General features: G+C 40.2%; 12 protein-coding genes and 2 pseudogenes. 9 read left to right on the forward strand and 5 right to left on the reverse strand.

The features are described 5' to 3' along the window. Positions 1–137 precede the first annotated feature (137 nt). On the reverse strand, positions 138–5888 hold the full coding sequence (locus IPJ83_06625; protein MBK7880219.1) for a T9SS type A sorting domain-containing protein: 5751 nt from the start codon (positions 5886–5888) through the stop codon (positions 138–140). A gap of 545 nt (positions 5889–6433) precedes the next feature. Between IPJ83_06625 and IPJ83_06630 the strand changes: the two genes are divergently transcribed. The 5 genes and pseudogenes from IPJ83_06630 (at position 6434) to IPJ83_06650 (ending at position 10063) form a co-directional block, all read left to right on the forward strand. Further along, on the forward strand, positions 6434–7252 hold the full coding sequence (locus IPJ83_06630) for a MotA/TolQ/ExbB proton channel family protein (GenBank protein MBK7880220.1): 819 nt from the start codon (positions 6434–6436) through the stop codon (positions 7250–7252). A gap of 18 nt (positions 7253–7270) precedes the next feature. Beyond that, complete coding sequence (locus IPJ83_06635) at positions 7271–7873, forward strand: biopolymer transporter ExbD (protein MBK7880221.1); 603 nt, start codon at positions 7271–7273, stop codon at positions 7871–7873. A gap of 30 nt (positions 7874–7903) precedes the next feature. After that, positions 7904–8477, forward strand: a pseudogene (locus tag IPJ83_06640) (biopolymer transporter ExbD). 47 nt (positions 8478–8524) lie between these two features. Next, positions 8525–9349, forward strand: a complete 825-nt coding sequence (locus IPJ83_06645; protein ID MBK7880222.1) for an energy transducer TonB — start codon at positions 8525–8527, stop codon at positions 9347–9349. A 246-nt stretch (positions 9350–9595) separates the two neighbouring features. Then, positions 9596–10063, forward strand: a complete 468-nt coding sequence (locus IPJ83_06650) for an SRPBCC domain-containing protein (GenBank protein ID MBK7880223.1) — start codon at positions 9596–9598, stop codon at positions 10061–10063. Positions 10064–10193: 130 nt separating this feature from the next. Here IPJ83_06650 and IPJ83_06655 read toward each other — a convergent pair whose 3' ends face one another. The 3 genes and pseudogenes from IPJ83_06655 to purH all read right to left on the reverse strand — a co-directional run bounded on the left by IPJ83_06655 (position 10194) and on the right by purH (position 13734). Beyond that, positions 10194–11522: a hypothetical protein gene (locus IPJ83_06655; protein ID MBK7880224.1), complete on the reverse strand. Its 1329-nt coding sequence runs from the start codon at positions 11520–11522 to the stop codon at positions 10194–10196. Then, positions 11506–12237 carry a type III pantothenate kinase gene (locus IPJ83_06660; GenBank protein MBK7880225.1) on the reverse strand — a complete coding sequence of 244 codons (732 nt, stop codon included), beginning with the start codon at positions 12235–12237 and terminating at the stop codon, positions 11506–11508. The genes IPJ83_06655 and IPJ83_06660 overlap by 17 nt, the downstream gene beginning before the upstream one ends. Positions 12238–12247: 10 nt before the next feature. Beyond that, positions 12248–13734 (reverse strand): annotated as a pseudogene (gene purH, locus IPJ83_06665) (bifunctional phosphoribosylaminoimidazolecarboxamide formyltransferase/IMP cyclohydrolase). A 119-nt stretch (positions 13735–13853) separates the two neighbouring features. On the opposite strand from purH, the gene IPJ83_06670 reads away from it, so the two are divergent. Further along, complete coding sequence (locus tag IPJ83_06670; GenBank protein MBK7880226.1) at positions 13854–14183, forward strand: DUF4286 family protein; 330 nt, start codon at positions 13854–13856, stop codon at positions 14181–14183. Here IPJ83_06670 and IPJ83_06675 read toward each other — a convergent pair. After that, on the reverse strand, positions 14176–14643 hold the full coding sequence (locus IPJ83_06675) for an Rrf2 family transcriptional regulator (GenBank protein MBK7880227.1): 468 nt from the start codon (positions 14641–14643) through the stop codon (positions 14176–14178). The two genes, IPJ83_06670 and IPJ83_06675, sit on opposite strands and share 8 nt — an antisense overlap. Before the next feature lie 281 nt (positions 14644–14924). On the opposite strand from IPJ83_06675, the gene IPJ83_06680 reads away from it, so the two are divergent. From IPJ83_06680 to IPJ83_06690, 3 genes are all read left to right on the forward strand, one after another. After that, positions 14925–15401, forward strand: coding sequence for a cytochrome c (locus IPJ83_06680; protein MBK7880228.1), 477 nt, complete (start codon positions 14925–14927; stop codon positions 15399–15401). Between the two features lie 80 nt (positions 15402–15481). Continuing rightward, positions 15482–17461, forward strand: coding sequence for a Sec-dependent nitrous-oxide reductase (gene nosZ, locus IPJ83_06685; GenBank protein MBK7880229.1), 1980 nt, complete (start codon positions 15482–15484; stop codon positions 17459–17461). Between the two features lie 87 nt (positions 17462–17548). Next, positions 17549–18112: a fasciclin domain-containing protein gene (locus IPJ83_06690; GenBank protein MBK7880230.1), complete on the forward strand. Its 564-nt coding sequence runs from the start codon at positions 17549–17551 to the stop codon at positions 18110–18112. Positions 18113–18166 lie beyond the last annotated feature (54 nt).

Raw genomic sequence — 18166 nt, forward strand, 5'->3', positions numbered from 1 at the left:
TTTATCATCCTGAATTACCCTTTAATTCATTTTTTAATGGATAAAATATGGTTTAAAATCTATCTCGTTTAGTTTGGGTAAATAAAAAAAAGGGGGTTGAAATCAACCCCCTTCTAAATCTAATTTTCACCATTCATTTATTCCAAAATTATCATCTTCCTGGTCTGGGTATTGGTATCAAAATCTACCTGATAATAATACACGCCTGAGGTACCCAACATGGACTTTTCTATGATCCATTCCTGATATCCTTTACTCATTTCCTTTGTACTGCGGAAATACACTTTTCCGGTCATGTCGTAGATCGTTAATTTTACTTCTCCCTTCTCCGGTAGTAACATACCTATCACGGTCGTTCCATTCCATGGATTCGGCTCATTCTGCAACAACACAAATTCATTCTGCAATCTACCCTGTGATCTCAACTCTATCCTTCCCTCTTCCAATCCATCCCCTATACTCATCGCAGGGGTTATGCTGCTGCCCAGGTGCATCACATCGGATACCCGTGCATCTGCTTTGGCTCTTACTTTCACCGTAAACAATCGCTCTCCACTCTTTGAACTGCCATCCCAGCTGAAGGTGATTTTTCCTTCATTGGCCCTGTGCATACTGTAATGCTCTTCTCCAAAATGGTTACCTCTGTTGCCCGTAACTTCCATCACTTCCATCATCTCTGCATTCCATTCCATCGTCATCTGGAAGCCTCTGAACTGGTCTATGTTGCTTGAGTTGAATTCTATCTCATACACATTGCCCTTCTTCATCTCCTCATCTCTGTAGCTTAGATCCATCACCTTGCCACTTCGGCTGGTCGTGTTCTGGTACCCTCGCGTCTTCGCCGATTCATTTACATCTCCTATCTTGATGCCGATGAAGTTTCCTACGGTATTCGATGACATCGTCGGTATGCTATACACTTCCGGGAAATTCTCCGTCAACGCACTTTCCGCACTCGCAAAACTATAATACTCATCCACAAATCTCCAGCTCGTGTTGCCACTGATTTCCTGTGTCAATCCCAATATCAGTTTTCTAAGATCTGCAATGTCTCGTGCGGTCACTGTCTTGCTTCGGTTTACATCCGCAGCTACCATTTTGTATGGTGAGGTGATCGGCTCTGTTCCCAATATATGCTTCTGTATTTTTACGATATCCGCTGTACTGACGCCATTCAACCAGTCATCGTTCTTCCCAGGTTTTACTGCATACGATCCACCTGTAGCGATTGGTCCAAATGCATACTCTCCTTCAAAGTTTGTACTCGTTGCAGGCATCGTGGATTGCTCCAGCAATACCCCTACTTTCTCTACTTTACTACCTCCCTCTGTTTTGATCTGTCCATTCACCGTCACATTCAAGGTCTGTGGACATTGTGGCTCACTCTGTGGATTGTCCCAGATGATGATCACTGTCTTACACACTGAAGTATTGCCATTGATATCTGTTACCCACAGTTCCACATTTCTAGGTCCTATGCTGTCGCAGGTATACGTTCTGGATTTATCACTCGTATCCGCACTGAAACTAAAGGTCACCGGATAGCCGCAGCTGTGGCCTGAGTTTACATTCAGGTCACTGGCCCATACCACTGCCATCTTCGTGTCCGGTGTTCCGTTTCCATCTGTATCCATCCCTGTCAATCCTATCGAAAGATCCCGGTGACAGTAGGCTGTAGGTGATTTGCAATTCAACAAATTCACCTCTGACTGACACTTCGCGGTATTACCACATCGGTCTTCCACTTCCCACTTGATGATGTGTCTGCCTAATGGCCATGTGCCACTTGCTGTATTGTCTCCTATGGTTGCTCTTTCTATATCGATCGTGCCGTCGCTGTTCAAATCTACTTTGTATCGGTACAACAATTCTGATACATCCGTACAATCGTCTATGGCATCTATGCTCAGACTGATCGGGATCGGTCTGCATTGTACATCGTAGCTGCAGATCGTCGTATCCCGACACAATTTGGTAATGACCGGATCTATCAGATTGCTCACCTTGATGATCTGTGTATCGCTGAAGATGACTATGTTTCCTAATCTATCCCGCTGACACCAGTCGATCAGTTTCCATACTCTGAAAATTTTAAAACATGGATCTCCGGGTACGGTCTGTGAAAATACATGATCATGATAACTTAAGCCCACCAGACTACACTCATCGTCCACATACGTTGGAAAATTATATGGGGCACTCAATCGCTCTGGGATCAACAAATCAGGATTACATATTCCACTCGTATCCAGATCCGCTGGCCAGCTGATGGACAGATAGGTCATTGGATGGTGATTGGATATTTCTATTCTCTGTGCACAGCTTGCACTGTTGCCTTGTCCGTCCGTTACTGTAAATTCTCTGATGATCAGACCCATTCCACACTGATTCATTCCACTCGTATCTATCCGCTCACTTACTCTTGGACTACAATTGTCATACGCTATGCCATCCTGTGGATGTCCGTTTATGTAATGCCAGTAGATCGGATCTATTACTATTTTCTCACGATCTGCTTCATTGTCCACTACTTTACCAAATGAGGTGCCCAAATTATTTAAGTCTATGTCAAATCTGCAATCCACTGAGATATCCGGTGGACAACTGATCAATGGAACATCTTTATCCTGTACTTCCACACTTACCATGCACACACTCTCGTTTCCGCTTGCGTCTATTGCTTTGAAGGCTACCATGATTGTTCTTCCCACATCTTCACAACAAAAGCCCACTTCAGGACCCCAATCATCTTCTCCTACTATGCCACAGGCATCGGCATCCATTCTCCTCACTTCAAAATGATGTAAGTGACACTCATCAAAACTTCCATCGTCAAATACTTCTGCAGGCACCCAATTGATTCCTGCATCGTTCAGTGCCACCACTGTTCTTCTGTCGCATATTGCCACAGGTTCTGTATCGTCTTTTACTGTAACTATCAATGTATCGGTCGTTACATTATAGCAACCGTCATAGATTCTGTATATCACCGTATCTCGTCCAACAGGTAAAATTACTTTTCCTCCATTCTTTCCTATTAAAGATCCGCCCGGATAGCTGATGTCCACCCGCAATTTGTCATGGCATATATCGTATGCATCTATTGCAGGCAACAATACATCCGCTTCGCAATCTCTGTGTCCTGTGGTTGCATCAAAATCGTATGGGCGATGTGTAATGATCGGACCTTCGGTGTCTCTGATCTGGATAAATTGTATACCCAATACCGTAAATTCCTGATTGCACCACCACTCTCTGGCTCTCCAGGTTCGCATGATCTTATGCACGCATCCGATGTCGCCCAGATCCTGATCTTCATAATCTACATACATGTTGCAGATGAAATCTATATTCGGCCATATCCTATAACCTTCCAAGGTCGGTATCCCCGTAATGCTCGGATGTGGATTACCATTTGCATCAAATCTCGAGATTCTGCTGCACTCAAGGTCTACTATCTGATCCGGAAATACAATTGCATTGATGTCCGGTCTTTTTACTCTGATCAGCTGTACACATGTATCGCTGATGTTACCATACAAATCTGTAGAAATCCAGGTTCTTCTTACCTCTTTGATGTATTCCGGATTGCAATCCAGTTTCGTCGTCAATTCATCCAGTAAGGTCACCGTATATCTGCTGCAATCTTCTATCACCGCAGGATTGGCTGCATTCAAATTGAATTGAATACAACTCATGTCCTGATCCCTGCAGATAATTTCAGGGGCCAGTTTATCTTCTATCGTCACATACGACCAGCATGAATTGCCGGTGGTCGGATCGGTCACTGTTGCAATTATGGTTTTACCCAAATAATGAGAATCCACCGGATTCGGAATCGGGTGATTGTAATGACTTAAGGTAACATCAAAAACATCATAACATGCGTAATAACCTGTCAACAGCATTTGAGGGGTTATGGTCACTTCACAATTCTGATCCAGGGATACATTCACATTTTTACAGGAAAGGCTTGATGATCCAAGTACATTCACAGTAAAAGAACATTGTGCCATATTTCCGTATTCATCCATAGCTTGATACACATTGGTAGTCACACCCGGAGGATATGGATTTCCACTCGGGATTCCAGCAAGTCTCTTAACTTGAAATCCATCTTCAAACTCTATGATATACCTTCTAAACAACAGTGATGGAGAGTCATACCATGTGCCCGCTATAGGATCCCAATACCAAACAAAATCGCCTGGAATGACACCTGGTTGACCCGGGCCCCAATTGGTATAATTGACCGGTTCTCCGGTAACCCATTTGAATTGATCTTGAGAAGGGCTATATCGCATGCCTATCCAATATTGATTGTCTGCAACACCCAATACGAATGGTATGTTGTTCATTAAGAAATTATTCTCGGCAACATCTTCAATGGTGACCAAATGTCCTCCTAATGCAGTAGCCATTTCATTGGCTTGAAGCCAATGCAAATGATTGGCTAATCCGGGAGGGGAAATATAATATGTATTTCCATTGTACACTCCAATATATTGCATTCCAGGAATACTCAAACTGGTTTGTACACAATTGTCAGCTGCCGTCACATTGTAACAATACACCCTGGAACAATCCAAACTATCTAAGTATATAGTAGTATTAGATGGACAAGTGATGGTAGGCGCTGCATCCGTTACTGTAATGTTAAAAGAACATTGTGAATTGTTGTTATAACAATCGCTTAGCGAATAGGTAACCAGATGAGTTCCTGGATTCAGGAATGTACCATTGTTTAAACCTGGAGCAGTTGCAGGCAATGGTCCTGCAGTTTGTGTAAGTAATAAATTAGAATATGTAATTGCACTCAAGGTAGCGACTGTACGAGCTCCTAGCCCATTGGATGAAACTCGGACACAAACCACGTCACCTACCTGTACATTGGTTGAAAAATTATTGATAAAAAGGGTACTTCCATTTGTGTTCGGAGTAAATTGGGTAAACACCCCATTGATACCTATATAAACATGATCTCCATTAAATCCAAAAGGGGATGCTCCGGTTCGGTAAGCTCTGATGGTAAATGATATCCTCCCTGCGCAATCAAAAGGAAGACACAAATCACGATTTCCCGAAACAGAATTTCCTTCTACCCTGATTGAATCCGGAATGTAAAAAGTAAAGCCGGTTTGAGAAGGGGATGTCGTCCAATTATCAGCATCCAAAGGAGTCCCTCTGTTGATGCCCATAAATGTATCCGCACAAGTACTGGAAGCTATTGGAGCCCAAAACAAACTGGTGTCACATGAACCTGGCCCCAGAGCAATGGTCTGAGAAGCAGGACAGGTAAGTGATGATTGACATACGTTTAATCCAAATTCTCCGATGGCAAAACCTAATGCAGTTGGATCAGCTGTAATGGTAATGGTTGTGAGCATACAAGCCGCAGTGGTGGTATAAAAACCATAATAATTGGCTCCAGCAAAACCATTCACAGGAATTGCACCGGACGTGGTACCGTCATTTGCAGTGGCTGTGATGTTGGCAGAAGTAAAACTATTGCCTTCAATATACAAATAATAGGCCCTGGTACCAACTGGTAAAGTAATGGTTACCGTATTGGAGTTGTTAAAATATACGTCTCCCGTATACCCATGACTCCATGTACTCCATCCACTGCCAATTTGGTAGTGAACCAAAGGATTGGAAAAACTGATGGCCGGATTATTTGGCAATGGAAATCCAACATCGGATACAGTGGTTGACAATGGTCTAGGATCCAAATTTGGATTTGTCATTAAAAAACCACCCAACGTTGGAGGAGGGGCATTTGTGCCTGGAGACCCTTCAAATACAATGCCTGCATGAAGGCTAGGCGCCACTACGCTCCATAATAACATGGTAAGAAAAAGTGTGTAAATCTGTTTTATAAGATACATAGCAAAAAGCTTTTGTGAATAATTCGAGTTTAATCGCTTTTATTCGCTATGATCTAAAGAACTGTTTTTGCCCTTGGGTGGCAGTAATTCAGGGCAAATATACATATTTATTATATATTATAGAAAAAATGAATATTTATTTTAATTTTTTTTTTGACTATTTAAAGCTAATCGTACTGTTTTAAGAAAAGTGCGCCATTCTATTGGCAGTTTTGACTAAGTCAATGCAAATCCACCTTTAAATAAGGAGATTAAAGAATTCATTAAATCTATATTTTTTTACACCCCAACAGATTAATATTCCCTCACATATATATAGGTATGATTAACAATAATTAAAAAATTAAATTTTTCAATACAGTGATTATTTAAAATTTTATTCACATACAATCCACCTTTTTCTTAACAAAACGTTTTATTATTACGCCTCGAAACGCCAACAAGGTATAATTGTAGGCCTGTGTCCTTTTTGTATCGTGGTATGGCTTTTATTTTTAAAATCATTCTTAAATCAAAAAATTCATTAAACGGTTAATTTTCAGATTATGAGCAATCAAAAAACCAGTTCTGCAACCCCAGGAAAGTTCAGTGGCATGTTTGCCGCAGCTATTATTCCGATAGCACTTGTTTTGGGTATTTTTATTTTCAAATTTATTCTTGGTGATCCAAGTCATTTTGAGGGCGGTGACCCGACAAAACATCCTCATCCGGGTGATTATTTGGGAATGATGTATAAAGGGGGTATCCTGGTACCTATACTTATGGCGGTTTTCATCATTGTGGTATGTGTGATTATCGAGCGGATGTACACTTTGAGCGTAGCCAGTGGTAAAGGCTCCATCCCTAGTTTTGTTCGAAAAATAAAATCATTATTAGACGGAAATCAAGTGGATGCTGCGATTGCTGAATGCGACAAACAAAAAGGTTCAGTTGCAAATGTTATTCGTGAGGCACTACATAAATACAAGGAAATGTCCTCTAATCAAGGACTGGATAAAGAACAGAAAGTTTTAGCCATCCAAAAAGAAATTGAGGAAGCTACCTCTCTGGAATTGCCTATGTTGGAAAAAAACCTGGTGATCCTGGCTACCATCTCTTCAGTTGCTACACTCCTTGGTCTACTTGGAACAGTATTCGGGATGATCAGAGCCTTCTCTGCTATTGCTACTGCAGGAGCACCGGATGCGGTAGCGCTTTCTACCGGTATTTCTGAAGCCTTGATCAACACCGCTTTGGGTATCTCATCTTCTGCAATTGCGGTAATTTCATACAATTACTTCACGACCAGAATCGATGGACTTACTTATGGTATTGATGAAGCAGGCTTTAGCATTGCGCAGAACTTTGCATCCAAAAACGCTTAATCAAACTGAAGCATAAATATGCCTAAAGTTAAAATTCCTCGGAAGAGTACTACCATTGATATGACGGCCATGTGCGATGTGGCTTTTCTATTGCTTACTTTTTTTATCCTGACCACAAAGTTCAGGGCTCAGGAAGTTGTGCAGATAGAAATACCGCCATCTACCGCACAGGTGCCAATTCCCGATAAGGATATCATGATGTTTAACATTGCCACAGACGGAAGAATTTTCTTTGGCCTGGACGACCAGAATACCAGATTGAAATTATTAGACCGTTTGGCAAATGCTTACCAGATTGAATTTACGCCTAAACAAAAAGATGCCTTCCGTACCCTTGAATTATGGGGCATGGACATCCGTTTACTTCCTGGATTCCTGGATAAGGATCCTAATGAAAGGGCAAACACCATTCAACCCGGATTAAAAATAGACACAACAGGTGGTGCACAGATAGAAGACCTGATTTTGTTTTCCAGACAAGAAAACAACAATCTTAGAATTGCCATCAAGGCAGATAAAAGTACAGAATACAAGTCGTTTGACAAACTGATAGAAGCACTTCAGAACCGTAAGGTGAACAAGTTCAATATCGTTACCTCAGCGCGTGCAGGAAAAGAATAATTTTTGTAAGAGCATAAATACTAAATAACAATGGCTGAAATGAATATCCCCCAGGGCGGGGGTAAGAAAGGTCACAAAAAAGTAAGGTCTAAAAAAATGTCCACCAGAGTGGACCTCACAGCAATGGTGGATCTTGGATTCTTGCTCATCACATTCTTTATGCTGGCTACCACCTTCAATAAGCCAAAAACTATGGAGGTAAACAAACCAGCCAAAGAAGATAAGATCGATAAAAAAGATGAACCTCCAATAAAAATGTCAAAAACCGTGAGCCTAATGCTGGGCGATAACGACAAGGTTTATTGGTACATATCTCCTGATGAAATTGATGCCAATACCCAATTAACCCTGGATAGTGTTGACTACAGTCCAACCGGCTTGAGAAAAGTAATCCAACGCCGACAAAACGAGGTTCAGGCACAATGGGGTAAAAAAAGACGACTTGTTTGTGATGATTAAACCACTTCCTAAAAGTAAAGTGAAAAATACAGTGGATGTTTTGGATGAGATGACGATAAATGGCGTTACCAGATATGCCATTCTTCAGCCTAATGATCCTATTGATTCACTGGTTGCTTTACAAGTTGGTCAATCCAGGAAATAATTTTTATAAAAGATTGTTATACTAATAAGTAATAAAAAACAATAAACATGGCAGACAATCAAATTCTTAAATACGCCATGGACGACATCGTCTTTGAGAACCGTAACAAGACTTACGGAGCGTATTTTTTGAGAAGGCTTTATGATAAGAATATGACCAGGGCCATCATCATTGGAAGTATCCTGGCCCTGTTGCTGATCTCTATGCCAATGATCCTTAAGGCAGTGAGGGAAATGATGCCTACCGATAAGGAAGACTTATCCATGAAGGAAATTACCCTGGCAGAGCCGCCACCAATTGACCCCAACAAGCCACCTCCGCCACCTCCGCCAAAAGTGGATCCACCGCCGATTAAAGACCAAATTAAATTCATTCCTCCTAAGGTTATGAAAGATGAGGAGGTCAAAGAAGAGGAACCACCACCACCAACGATAGAGGAAATTAAAGATAAAGATATCTCTACGGAAAATCGTAAAGGTGAAGAAGGTGGTGTGGATGCTTCTTTGGTAGAAGCTCCTCCTCCCCCGGTGGTAGAAGAAGAAAAGAAAGAGGAAGAACCTTTTAAATTTGTTGAACAGATGCCTGAATTCCCGGATGGAGCTGCAGCAATGATGAAGTATATTCAGACCAATTTGAAATATCCTGCAATAGCCCGTGAAAACGATATTCAGGGTACCGTTGTGGTTCAGTTTGTAGTCACTAAAAGTGGTGACATCACTAAAGTAACTATTGCCAGAGGAATCGGTGGTGGTTGTGATGAAGAGGCTGCCAGAGTGGTCAGGTCTATGCCAAATTGGAAACCAGGTAAACACAATGGAAGGGCTGTTCCCGTAAATTTTACGCTACCGATAAAATTTAAATTAGAGGGGTAATGTCGGATTCCATAAGAAAGGGATTTCTTTTACTTCTGGGCGGTTGTTATATTGCTTTGGGCATATTCTTATTCTTCAGAAAAGTAATTGGACTTTTTCCATGGGATCAAATCCTCGCGGGACTGTTTGTGATTTATGGTAGTTGGCGAATGTATAGGGCAATAAAAATGTAAAAAATTTGGATAAAATTTTGTGATCCTGCAAGAGCTCCTTGCAGGATTTTTTTTCATTACGAAAAAAGCTTTTATGGCGGAAGAAAAAATTATTAAAAATACCATTCAAATTATTGCGCCTCCTGCAAAGGTTTGGGAAGCTTTAGTGAATCCAGAGCAAACGAAAAAATACATGTTCGGATGTGAAGCCATTTCTGATTGGAATGTAGGAAGTTCATTGATTTGGCAAGGTGAATACAATGGACAAAAAATCATTTTTGTCAAAGGACACATCATCGCATTGGATCCTGAAAAATTTTTAGCCTACACAGTTATTGATCCAAACAATTCTGAAATACCGGACCTTCCTGAAAACTATTTAACGGTAACGTATAGTCTGAGCCATGAGCATAACCAAACTATTTTAACCGTAACTCAGGGTGACTATTCAAAGGTTGCAGATGGAGAAAAAAGGTATCAGGATTCTTACAACAATGGAGAAGGTTGGAATCCAATATTAGTCCAAATTAAAAATTTAGTGGAATCAGATACCACACTCTAAATATAAGTTCTGAAAAATAATACTGTCTTCTCTTCCTCGGAACTGAATGATTAAGTCCATTGGACTACGGAATATCTTTCCGAACAAAATGCAGTTAAAGATGAATAATATTATTTCCTGGTAAATACAATTAGTTGTATCTCCTTTTCAAAAACCATTCGTTGTCATTCAATCTGAAACCAATATTAAACTTCACATACTGCTCAGAAAATAAATCTTTTGCCTGAATAAATCCAGCTTCTACACCTAAATTGATCACAGCAGTCTGTCTTTGAAAACTAAAAGGCAATGCCATGCCCAAAGTAAATCCTGTCCTGCCTAAACCTTCGCCATTAATGGATAAATAACCCGTCTCGTAAAAAGCACCATAACGGTATTGACTCCTCTTTAGCAAATTACCATATCCTGTAGTTCCAGGTCTCCACCACCCTCCTGCTGAAATTCCGATTAGATTAGTCAGGGTACCCTTAGCCCCTTCAAAAAGTGTGGAAGAAGACCAATTTTCAAAACTCAGGTCACATAACCACCCGTATTTCTGTTTGTGGTTGTAGTAAACGCCAGCTTCTAATTTTAATGGCAAATCAGCCTTACTGGATTTATCTTTTTCATACAACAAGGTATCTACAATGGAATTCGATGTGTTTAATCTGGTAATGTATAAGGAAGTCTTAGACATATTTAATGTAGAAGGAGTGGTCAGATGCAAACCAAAATTTAAACTTCTGGCCTTAATGGATTTGTCTTTATCAATTTGCTTTTGATTCAGATTCCTGGTATAAATCACACCAAAGTCACCAGTAAATCCTGAAGCATGGTACTGATCATCCAAAAAATTATTGGCAACTCCGGTAAAATCATTAAAGGTGAGGGATTGATAATATTTCACATTTCCAAAAATATAACCTGCCGCTAATCCAAATCCCCAATTTTTATATCGATATCCGAATCCTACCGAAAAACGGCTTAAGCCTCCATAACTATCCAGGATTCTGGTGGTGGATCCTATGTCATTTGCACTGTCCTGAACCACGTAATGATAACCTGTAGTTGAAAATGGACTGAGGTCTAAACTAACTCCATAATTATGCTTATACTGCTTGCGTTCTAAAACCTCATTAATGGTATTTCTTAAAGGAACGCCTATGTGTATGTAGCTGATGTTTCCGGACCAATCGTCAGCCAAATTATCTTGTTTGTCCGTAATCTCCTTGTACTTTGCATGAAATCCAATCTCTGCATCCGTTAGCTTTAGAAATCCCAATGATGCAGGATTATTTGGATTAAACTCCTCTGTATTATAGTAGGCAACTCCCGCACCCCCACAATGTAAGGATAGAGGTGCCCGGTTTTTATTCAATTCACCGAAACCATAACGGGACAATGGCGAAAATTCAATATTCTGACCAAAGACTTCGGTGAATAATAGAACGATTATTAGTAGACTAAAAAGTTTTTTCATTAGCAATTAAAATTTGATTGAGACCGTGCAAGACAAGGTAGGGCTCTTCTATTATTTCCATTTTGGAATGACGAATCAGCTGTGGTGCGTCGCCACCTGTCATAACGCATTTTAAAAAACTGTATTTTGAATGAAGCTCAGTAAAATATCCCCGTATTTCGTGTAATATTCCCTTTAAGACACCAAGTCTGAGGGCTGATGTGGTATCGTTGCCTAAAATTTGATCTCCTACTTCTGCAAATTCCACCAAAGGCAGCCTCCCGGTAAATTCATGCATTGCCTTCCACCTCATCTTCATCCCCGGAGCAATATTACCTCCAAGAAAAGTTCCATTGGCTTCCAACAGATCGATTGTAATGCAACTTCCAGCATTCACCACCAGGATGTTGTTCTCAGGATGCAAGAAATATGCTCCACATAGTGCAGCAATACGATCCTGCCCTAAAGTTTCAGGGGACAGGTAGGACAAATTAATGGGTAATTTACTCAAACCATCAAACCTAACAGGTTGTATTACAGATTGGATTTTTAAAAGAAATGGGTCCGTATTTTTTCTGACGGAGGCCAGAATTGATTTATCGAATTTGATTTCAGTTATCCAATCAAAAAAAAGCACCTCTTCACCGATATCAAAAACTCTAAATTCTTCCAGGTTTTTGCCTTGAAATATACCACACTTCACTCTGGAATTACCGATGTCTATAGCGAGGGTCAAGATAAATTATTTAATGCTTAAATTGTCTGGTTCCACTGAGAACCATCGCTATACCCAATTCATCGGCACGGTCAATACTTTTTTGATCGTTTACGGACCCGCCCGGTTGGACTATTGCCTTTATCCCGGCGGCTGCAGCAAGTTCTACACAATCAGGGAACGGAAAAAAAGCTTCTGACGCCATCACTGCTCCTTCTGTTTCAAAACCCATTCTTTTCGCTTTCTCGATTGCTTGAACGGTAGCATCTACTCTTGAGGTCTGACCACAACCCATTCCGATTAATTGAGCAGATTTCACCAGGCTTATCGCATTTGATTTTAAATGCTTGGTACATCGTGCAGCAAAATTAAATCATCCATCTGGGTTGCAGAAGGGATGAGTTTGGTCACAGGCTTCAAATCAGAAATAACGAGTGTACGTGTATCTCTTTCCTGATAGAGTTTTCCTCCCAGTGCTGACTTGGTGAGAATATTTTGATTCGGCCAACTCTTTATCTTCAATAAAATTCTGTTTTTTCTGCCCTTTAATAAATCAAGTGCAGCCTCTTCATAATCAGGGGCTATAAGCACCTCATAAAATAACAGATCGATTTCTTTAGCGGTGTCCAGGTCCAAGGTTTTGTTGCAGATAAGTACGCCTCCAAATGCAGAGACAGGATCTCCGGCTAAGGCATCTTTCCAGGCAGCCAGCAGCGTATTGCGAACAGAAATGCCGCACACGTTATTGTGTTTTAATACTGCAAAACAAGGATTTCCAACCCTGAAATCTTCCATCAGCAACATCGCTGCATCCACATCAAGAATATTGTTGTAGGACAATTCTTTCCCCTGTAAAAATTCCAGATTCAGATCTCCCGAAAACCAGGCCTTTTGATGTGGGTTTTCTCCATAGCGTAAGGTTCGGCTTTTATCCTTCCCTTCAAAATAGTTTCTTATTTGGGTATCATAATGACTTGTAACTCCAAAAGCCTTTGTTGCTAAAAGTTTTCTCTCTTCGATCCGGCTGAGGGCATTACTCATTAGAATGTCCTGCAGATGCTGGTATTGTTCTTTTGAAGCAATGATGACTACATCTTTGTAATTCTTAGCCGCTGCACGAATCAAGGAAATACCGCCTATGTCAATTTTTTCAATAATTTCCCCCTCGTCTGTTGTATTTCTTACAGTCTCTTCAAAAGGATATAAATCCACTACTACCAGGTCAATAACCGGTATCTGAAAATGTGCTAGCTGGCTTAAATGATCTTCATTTCTGATGGCCAAAATACCACCAAATACCTTTGGATGAAGGGTTTTAACTCTTCCTCCAAGAATGGATGGGTATCCGGTGATGGTTTCTACACTTACCACAGGTATCCCCAATGCTTCAATGTATTCCTGGGTTCCTCCTGTGGAATAAATGACAATTCCGAGATCATGGATCAATCTGACCAATGGCTCCAGACCTTCTTTGTTGTATACCGAAATTAGCGCAGAATTGATTCTGGTAGCGCTCATGTAATTTTGAATTAGGAGTGCAAAGGTATAAACAAATTGGCAAGTTGATTCAGTTAACAGCCAAAAGGCAATTCCATGTATTTTTACAGATTCCAATCAACTAAAAAAATAAAAAATATATGATTATTTATAATGTGACCGTAAAAATAGATAAGGACAAAACAGACGAATGGCTACACTGGATGAAACATCATCATATTCCTGAAGTCCTCAATACCGGTTTTTTCGTTAAGTGCCGATTGTCTAAGCTTGACTTGAATGAAGAAGATGGACATACCTATGCACTCCAATATGATTGTCCGTCAATGGATCATTTAAATAAATACATGATGCTGTGTGCTCCGGAATTACAAAAAAAACACATAGAAAAATACGCAGGGAGCTTTGTAGCCTTTAGAACCATTCTTCAGGTAGTAGAAGAAATTTACCCGCAGGTTTCAGTTAACTGATCAAAACAGCCGGTTTATAATTTTTATCCTTTATTTGATTGAGCAATAGATTTCTGTCATTCAAAAGCAATTCTTCAAAATACGTTTTTTCCAATAGCTTTCTGATTTCCGCATTGATATTACCTATCATATGATGCATGGGACATGGATTGCGTGCATTGCAGGCATGAAAATTTAATACACAAGTATTCAAGTAATCCTTAGAATCGGTTAATTCGATAATTTCAGCCAGTGGGGTTTTTAAGGTTGAAGGATTGAATGCAAAACCCCCGTTTGGTCCTTTGTATGATTGAATCAATTTGTTCTTTGCCAGCTTCTGCAATATTTTAGCTAAAAATGAATCAGGCACATCCAGTCCTTCTGAAATATCCTTCACCCTGAAATTTCTGCCTTCCTCAAAACTTAAGGCTAGAAAAATCAAAACTTTGATGCTGTAACTAAAAGTTCTTGTAAATATCAAAATAGTATTTAAGTGATGAACAATGATCGAACAACAGCTTGCGGCATTAGTTTAAGAAGATTGAATTTGATTGGCTCAAAATGGTCTCTGCACTATTTCCACGAAAACATCAACCGATCATCAGAAAATCAGGCAAATTTATTCAACTTAAAAAGAACAGCCATGATAATTATCATTTTGAACACTGGTTATTGTCATTGGGCTAATACCTTGCCCTCAATACTTTTGCAATAAAAGACATAGATATCTTTTATTTTTATCTTAGCAACAAAAATCAAATTATGAAATTAACTAACATTTTTAAAGTTTTGGCCTTGGCCTTTTTAATTACTTCTGTTTATTCTTCGTGCAGTGGAGGTGTGAAGAAAGATGTTAAGCCCATTGACGTGGAAGAGCTTACCAAAAATCAACCCGAGACTCATGGCACAGAAATCAAAGATGAGGACATTCCCATGAAGAGCCCTTTGGATCAGGCGGAAGTTGCCAATGGTAAAAATATCTATGATCTAAAATGCAGTGCCTGCCATAAACTGACAGATGAAAAATTAGTGGGTCCAGGCTGGCAAGGCGTGACTAAGAGAAGAAAGCCAGCCTGGATCATTAACATGATCACAAATGTAGATATGATGTTGGAGAAAGATCCCGAAGCTCAGAAACTTCTGGAACAATGTCTGGTGAGGATGCCGAATCAGAATGTCAGTCAGCCGGATGCTTTAAATCTCCTATCGTTTATGAGAAGCAACGACGGAGAAAAATAGGTAATCAAATTTCGACAGCGCCATAATATGTAAAAGGCGTTAAAAAAAATCAATCAATTATACTTCAAAAATTTATCGACATGCGAAAACAAATTTTTAAAACTGCTCTCATTTTGGCTCTGGGAGTCATGATGATTCAAACAGCCTGCAAACCAAAAGGAATGCAAACAGCAGTTCAGGGAGATGCGGCAGTTAAAGCTTATGTTCCTCCCGGACAATATGACGAATTTTACAATTTTGTTTCCGGTGGATTCAGCGGGCAAATGTCTGTTTATGGTCTGCCATCCGGAAGACTTTTCAGAGTAATTCCGGTTTTTTCCGTAGATCCTGAAAAGGGATATGGCTATGCAGAAGAAACCAAAGCCATGCTCAATACTTCACACGGATTCGTTCCCTGGGATGATTTACATCACATTGCACTTTCTACTTCTGAAGGAATCCACGATGGTAGATGGGCTTTCGGTAATGGAAATAATACGCCCAGGATTGCCAGAATAGACCTTAAAACATTTCGTACTGCTGAAATCATTGAGATACCAAACAGCGGTGGGAACCATTCCTCTCCTTTCATTACTGAAAATTCAGAGTATGTGGTAGCTGGCACCCGTTTTAGTGTTCCCATGGGAGACAAACTGGATGTCCCGATAAACACATATAAAGAAAACTTCCGTGGAACTGTTAGTTTTATTTCTGTAGACCAGCCTACAGGAAATATGAAAATAGCCTTCCAAATATTATTGCCCGGAGTAAATTTTGACCTTGCTAGAGCAGGAAAAGGTAAATCCCATGGTTGGTTCTTTTTCTCTTGTTACAACTCTGAAAGAGCCAATACTTTACTGGAGGTGAATGCTTCCCAGAAAGATAAAGATTTTGTAATGGCCGTTAACTGGAAGAAAGCAGAAGAATATTTAAAAGCCGGAAAAGGCCAAAAGAGAACTGTCAAATATGCTCATAATGTGTATGATGAATCCAAGCATATGGCAACCAGTACCATCGAAAACGAAGTGATTGTCTTAGATCCGAAAGATCTTCCTGATATGGTATACTTGATGCCATGTCCAAAATCTCCTCATGGTTGTGATACTGACCCTACAGGCGAATATATTGTCGGAAGTGGTAAACTCGCGGCCATTATTCCTGTATTTTCATTTACCAAAATTCAGGATGCGATTGCTCAAAAAAAGTTTGACGGTGATTATGAAGGAATACCGGTATTAAATTATGATGCCGTCCTACATGGGGAGGTAAAAAAACCGGGACTAGGTCCATTGCATACTGAATTTGATGATAAAGGAAATGCATATACTTCCTTCTTTGTTTCTTCCGAAATTGTAAAATGGCGATTAAGTGATTTACAAGTTTTGGATAGAGTGGCAACCTATTATTCCGTTGGGCACTTATGTGTACCCGGTGGCCCTACAAAAAAACCATGGGGAAAATATGTGATTGCGTATAATAAAATTACAAAGGATAGATACCTGCCTACAGGTCCTGAACTAACACAGAGCGCACAATTATTTTCCATTGACGGTGACAAGATGAAGCTGCTGTTAGACTTTCCAACCATTGGTGAGCCGCACTATGCTGAAGCAATCCCGTCTGATCTGTTGAAGAAAAACAGTACCAAAATTTATAAGTTGGAAGAAAATAAAAATCCATACGCAGCTTTAGGTGAAAAAAATGCAAAAGTGGAACGCAAAGGAAATGAAGTCCACATTTACATGACTTCTATTCGTTCGCACTTCACACCGGACAATATTGAAGGCGTTAAACTGGGCGATGCAGTTTATTTTCATGTTACCAATTTGGAGCAAGATTGGGATGTTCCCCATGGATTTGCAGTAAAAGGAGCAAACAATGCAGAATTACTGATCATGCCGGGAGAAACCCAAACGCTGCTTTGGAAGCCTGAGAGAGTGGGAGTATTTCCTATGTACTGTACTGACTTTTGTTCTGCATTGCACCAGGAAATGCAAGGCTACATCCGAGTGAGTCCTGCAGGATCAAATGTTCCAATTTCTTTTAGCACGGGTGTTAAAAGAGAAGAAAAAGTTCAATAGATTAAAAAATGAAAATCCGAAATGGTGAGACTCGATCCCACCATTTCGGAAATTCAAATTGCTTTTCAACCATTAAAAATTACTTCGATGAAAAAATATTTTTATCTGCTCGTGATGTTAATCACTTCAATTTTTATCTCTTGTAATACAAACCCAAAGACCGAAACATCCACTCCAGGAGATGCTGTCTCTGTACCATCCGGTGGACAGGAAGCAGTTCAGGATGATGTGTCACAGAAAGACATCGTAAAAGTTGCAGTCGGTTCACCTGATCACACCACATTGGTTGCTGCTTTGAAACAAGCAGAGTATGTTGATGACATTTCCAATGCCGGTCCGTTTACTGTTTTTGCACCTACCAATGATGCGTTTGCAAAATTACCTGCCGGAACGGTGGAAGGTCTTATGAAACCAGATCAAAAAATGGCTCTACAAAACATACTAGAATACCATGTTGCAGTGGGTGGATACAAAGCTGAGATGCTTCAGGATGGTCAAACTATTGGAATGGCCAATGGTGATAACATTTCGGTAAGCTTCAAAGGTGATAAAATGATGGTGAATGGTACTGCTAATGTAATTGCCAGTGTACCCGCCAGCAATGGAATTATCCATATAATTGATGCCGTTTTACTGCCTCCTGCAAAGTAAGCCATTTCGAGCGCAACGACCCAACAACAACATAGCTCTGAATCTAAATAAATG

This window comes from Candidatus Vicinibacter proximus (genome assembly GCA_016713905.1).
GTDB classification, from domain to species: domain Bacteria; phylum Bacteroidota; class Bacteroidia; order Chitinophagales; family Saprospiraceae; genus Vicinibacter; species Vicinibacter proximus.

Bases quoted from the DNA above. Each gene is read 5' to 3' on its own strand.
- IPJ83_06630 (MBK7880220.1), top strand. From the start codon at position 6,434: ATGAGCAATCAAAAAACCAGTTCTGCAACCCCAGGAAAGTTCAGTGGC.
- IPJ83_06670 (MBK7880226.1), top strand. From the start codon at position 13,854: ATGATTATTTATAATGTGACCGTAAAAATAGATAAGGACAAAACAGAC.
- IPJ83_06690 (MBK7880230.1), top strand. From the start codon at position 17,549: ATGAAAAAATATTTTTATCTGCTCGTGATGTTAATCACTTCAATTTTT.
- IPJ83_06650 (MBK7880223.1), top strand. From the start codon at position 9,596: ATGGCGGAAGAAAAAATTATTAAAAATACCATTCAAATTATTGCGCCT.
- IPJ83_06655 (MBK7880224.1), bottom strand. From the start codon at position 11,522: ATGAAAAAACTTTTTAGTCTACTAATAATCGTTCTATTATTCACCGAA.
- nosZ (MBK7880229.1), top strand. From the start codon at position 15,482: ATGCGAAAACAAATTTTTAAAACTGCTCTCATTTTGGCTCTGGGAGTC.
- IPJ83_06635 (MBK7880221.1), top strand. From the start codon at position 7,271: ATGCCTAAAGTTAAAATTCCTCGGAAGAGTACTACCATTGATATGACG.
- IPJ83_06680 (MBK7880228.1), top strand. From the start codon at position 14,925: ATGAAATTAACTAACATTTTTAAAGTTTTGGCCTTGGCCTTTTTAATT.
- IPJ83_06645 (MBK7880222.1), top strand. From the start codon at position 8,525: ATGGCAGACAATCAAATTCTTAAATACGCCATGGACGACATCGTCTTT.
- IPJ83_06625 (MBK7880219.1), bottom strand. From the start codon at position 5,888: ATGTATCTTATAAAACAGATTTACACACTTTTTCTTACCATGTTATTA.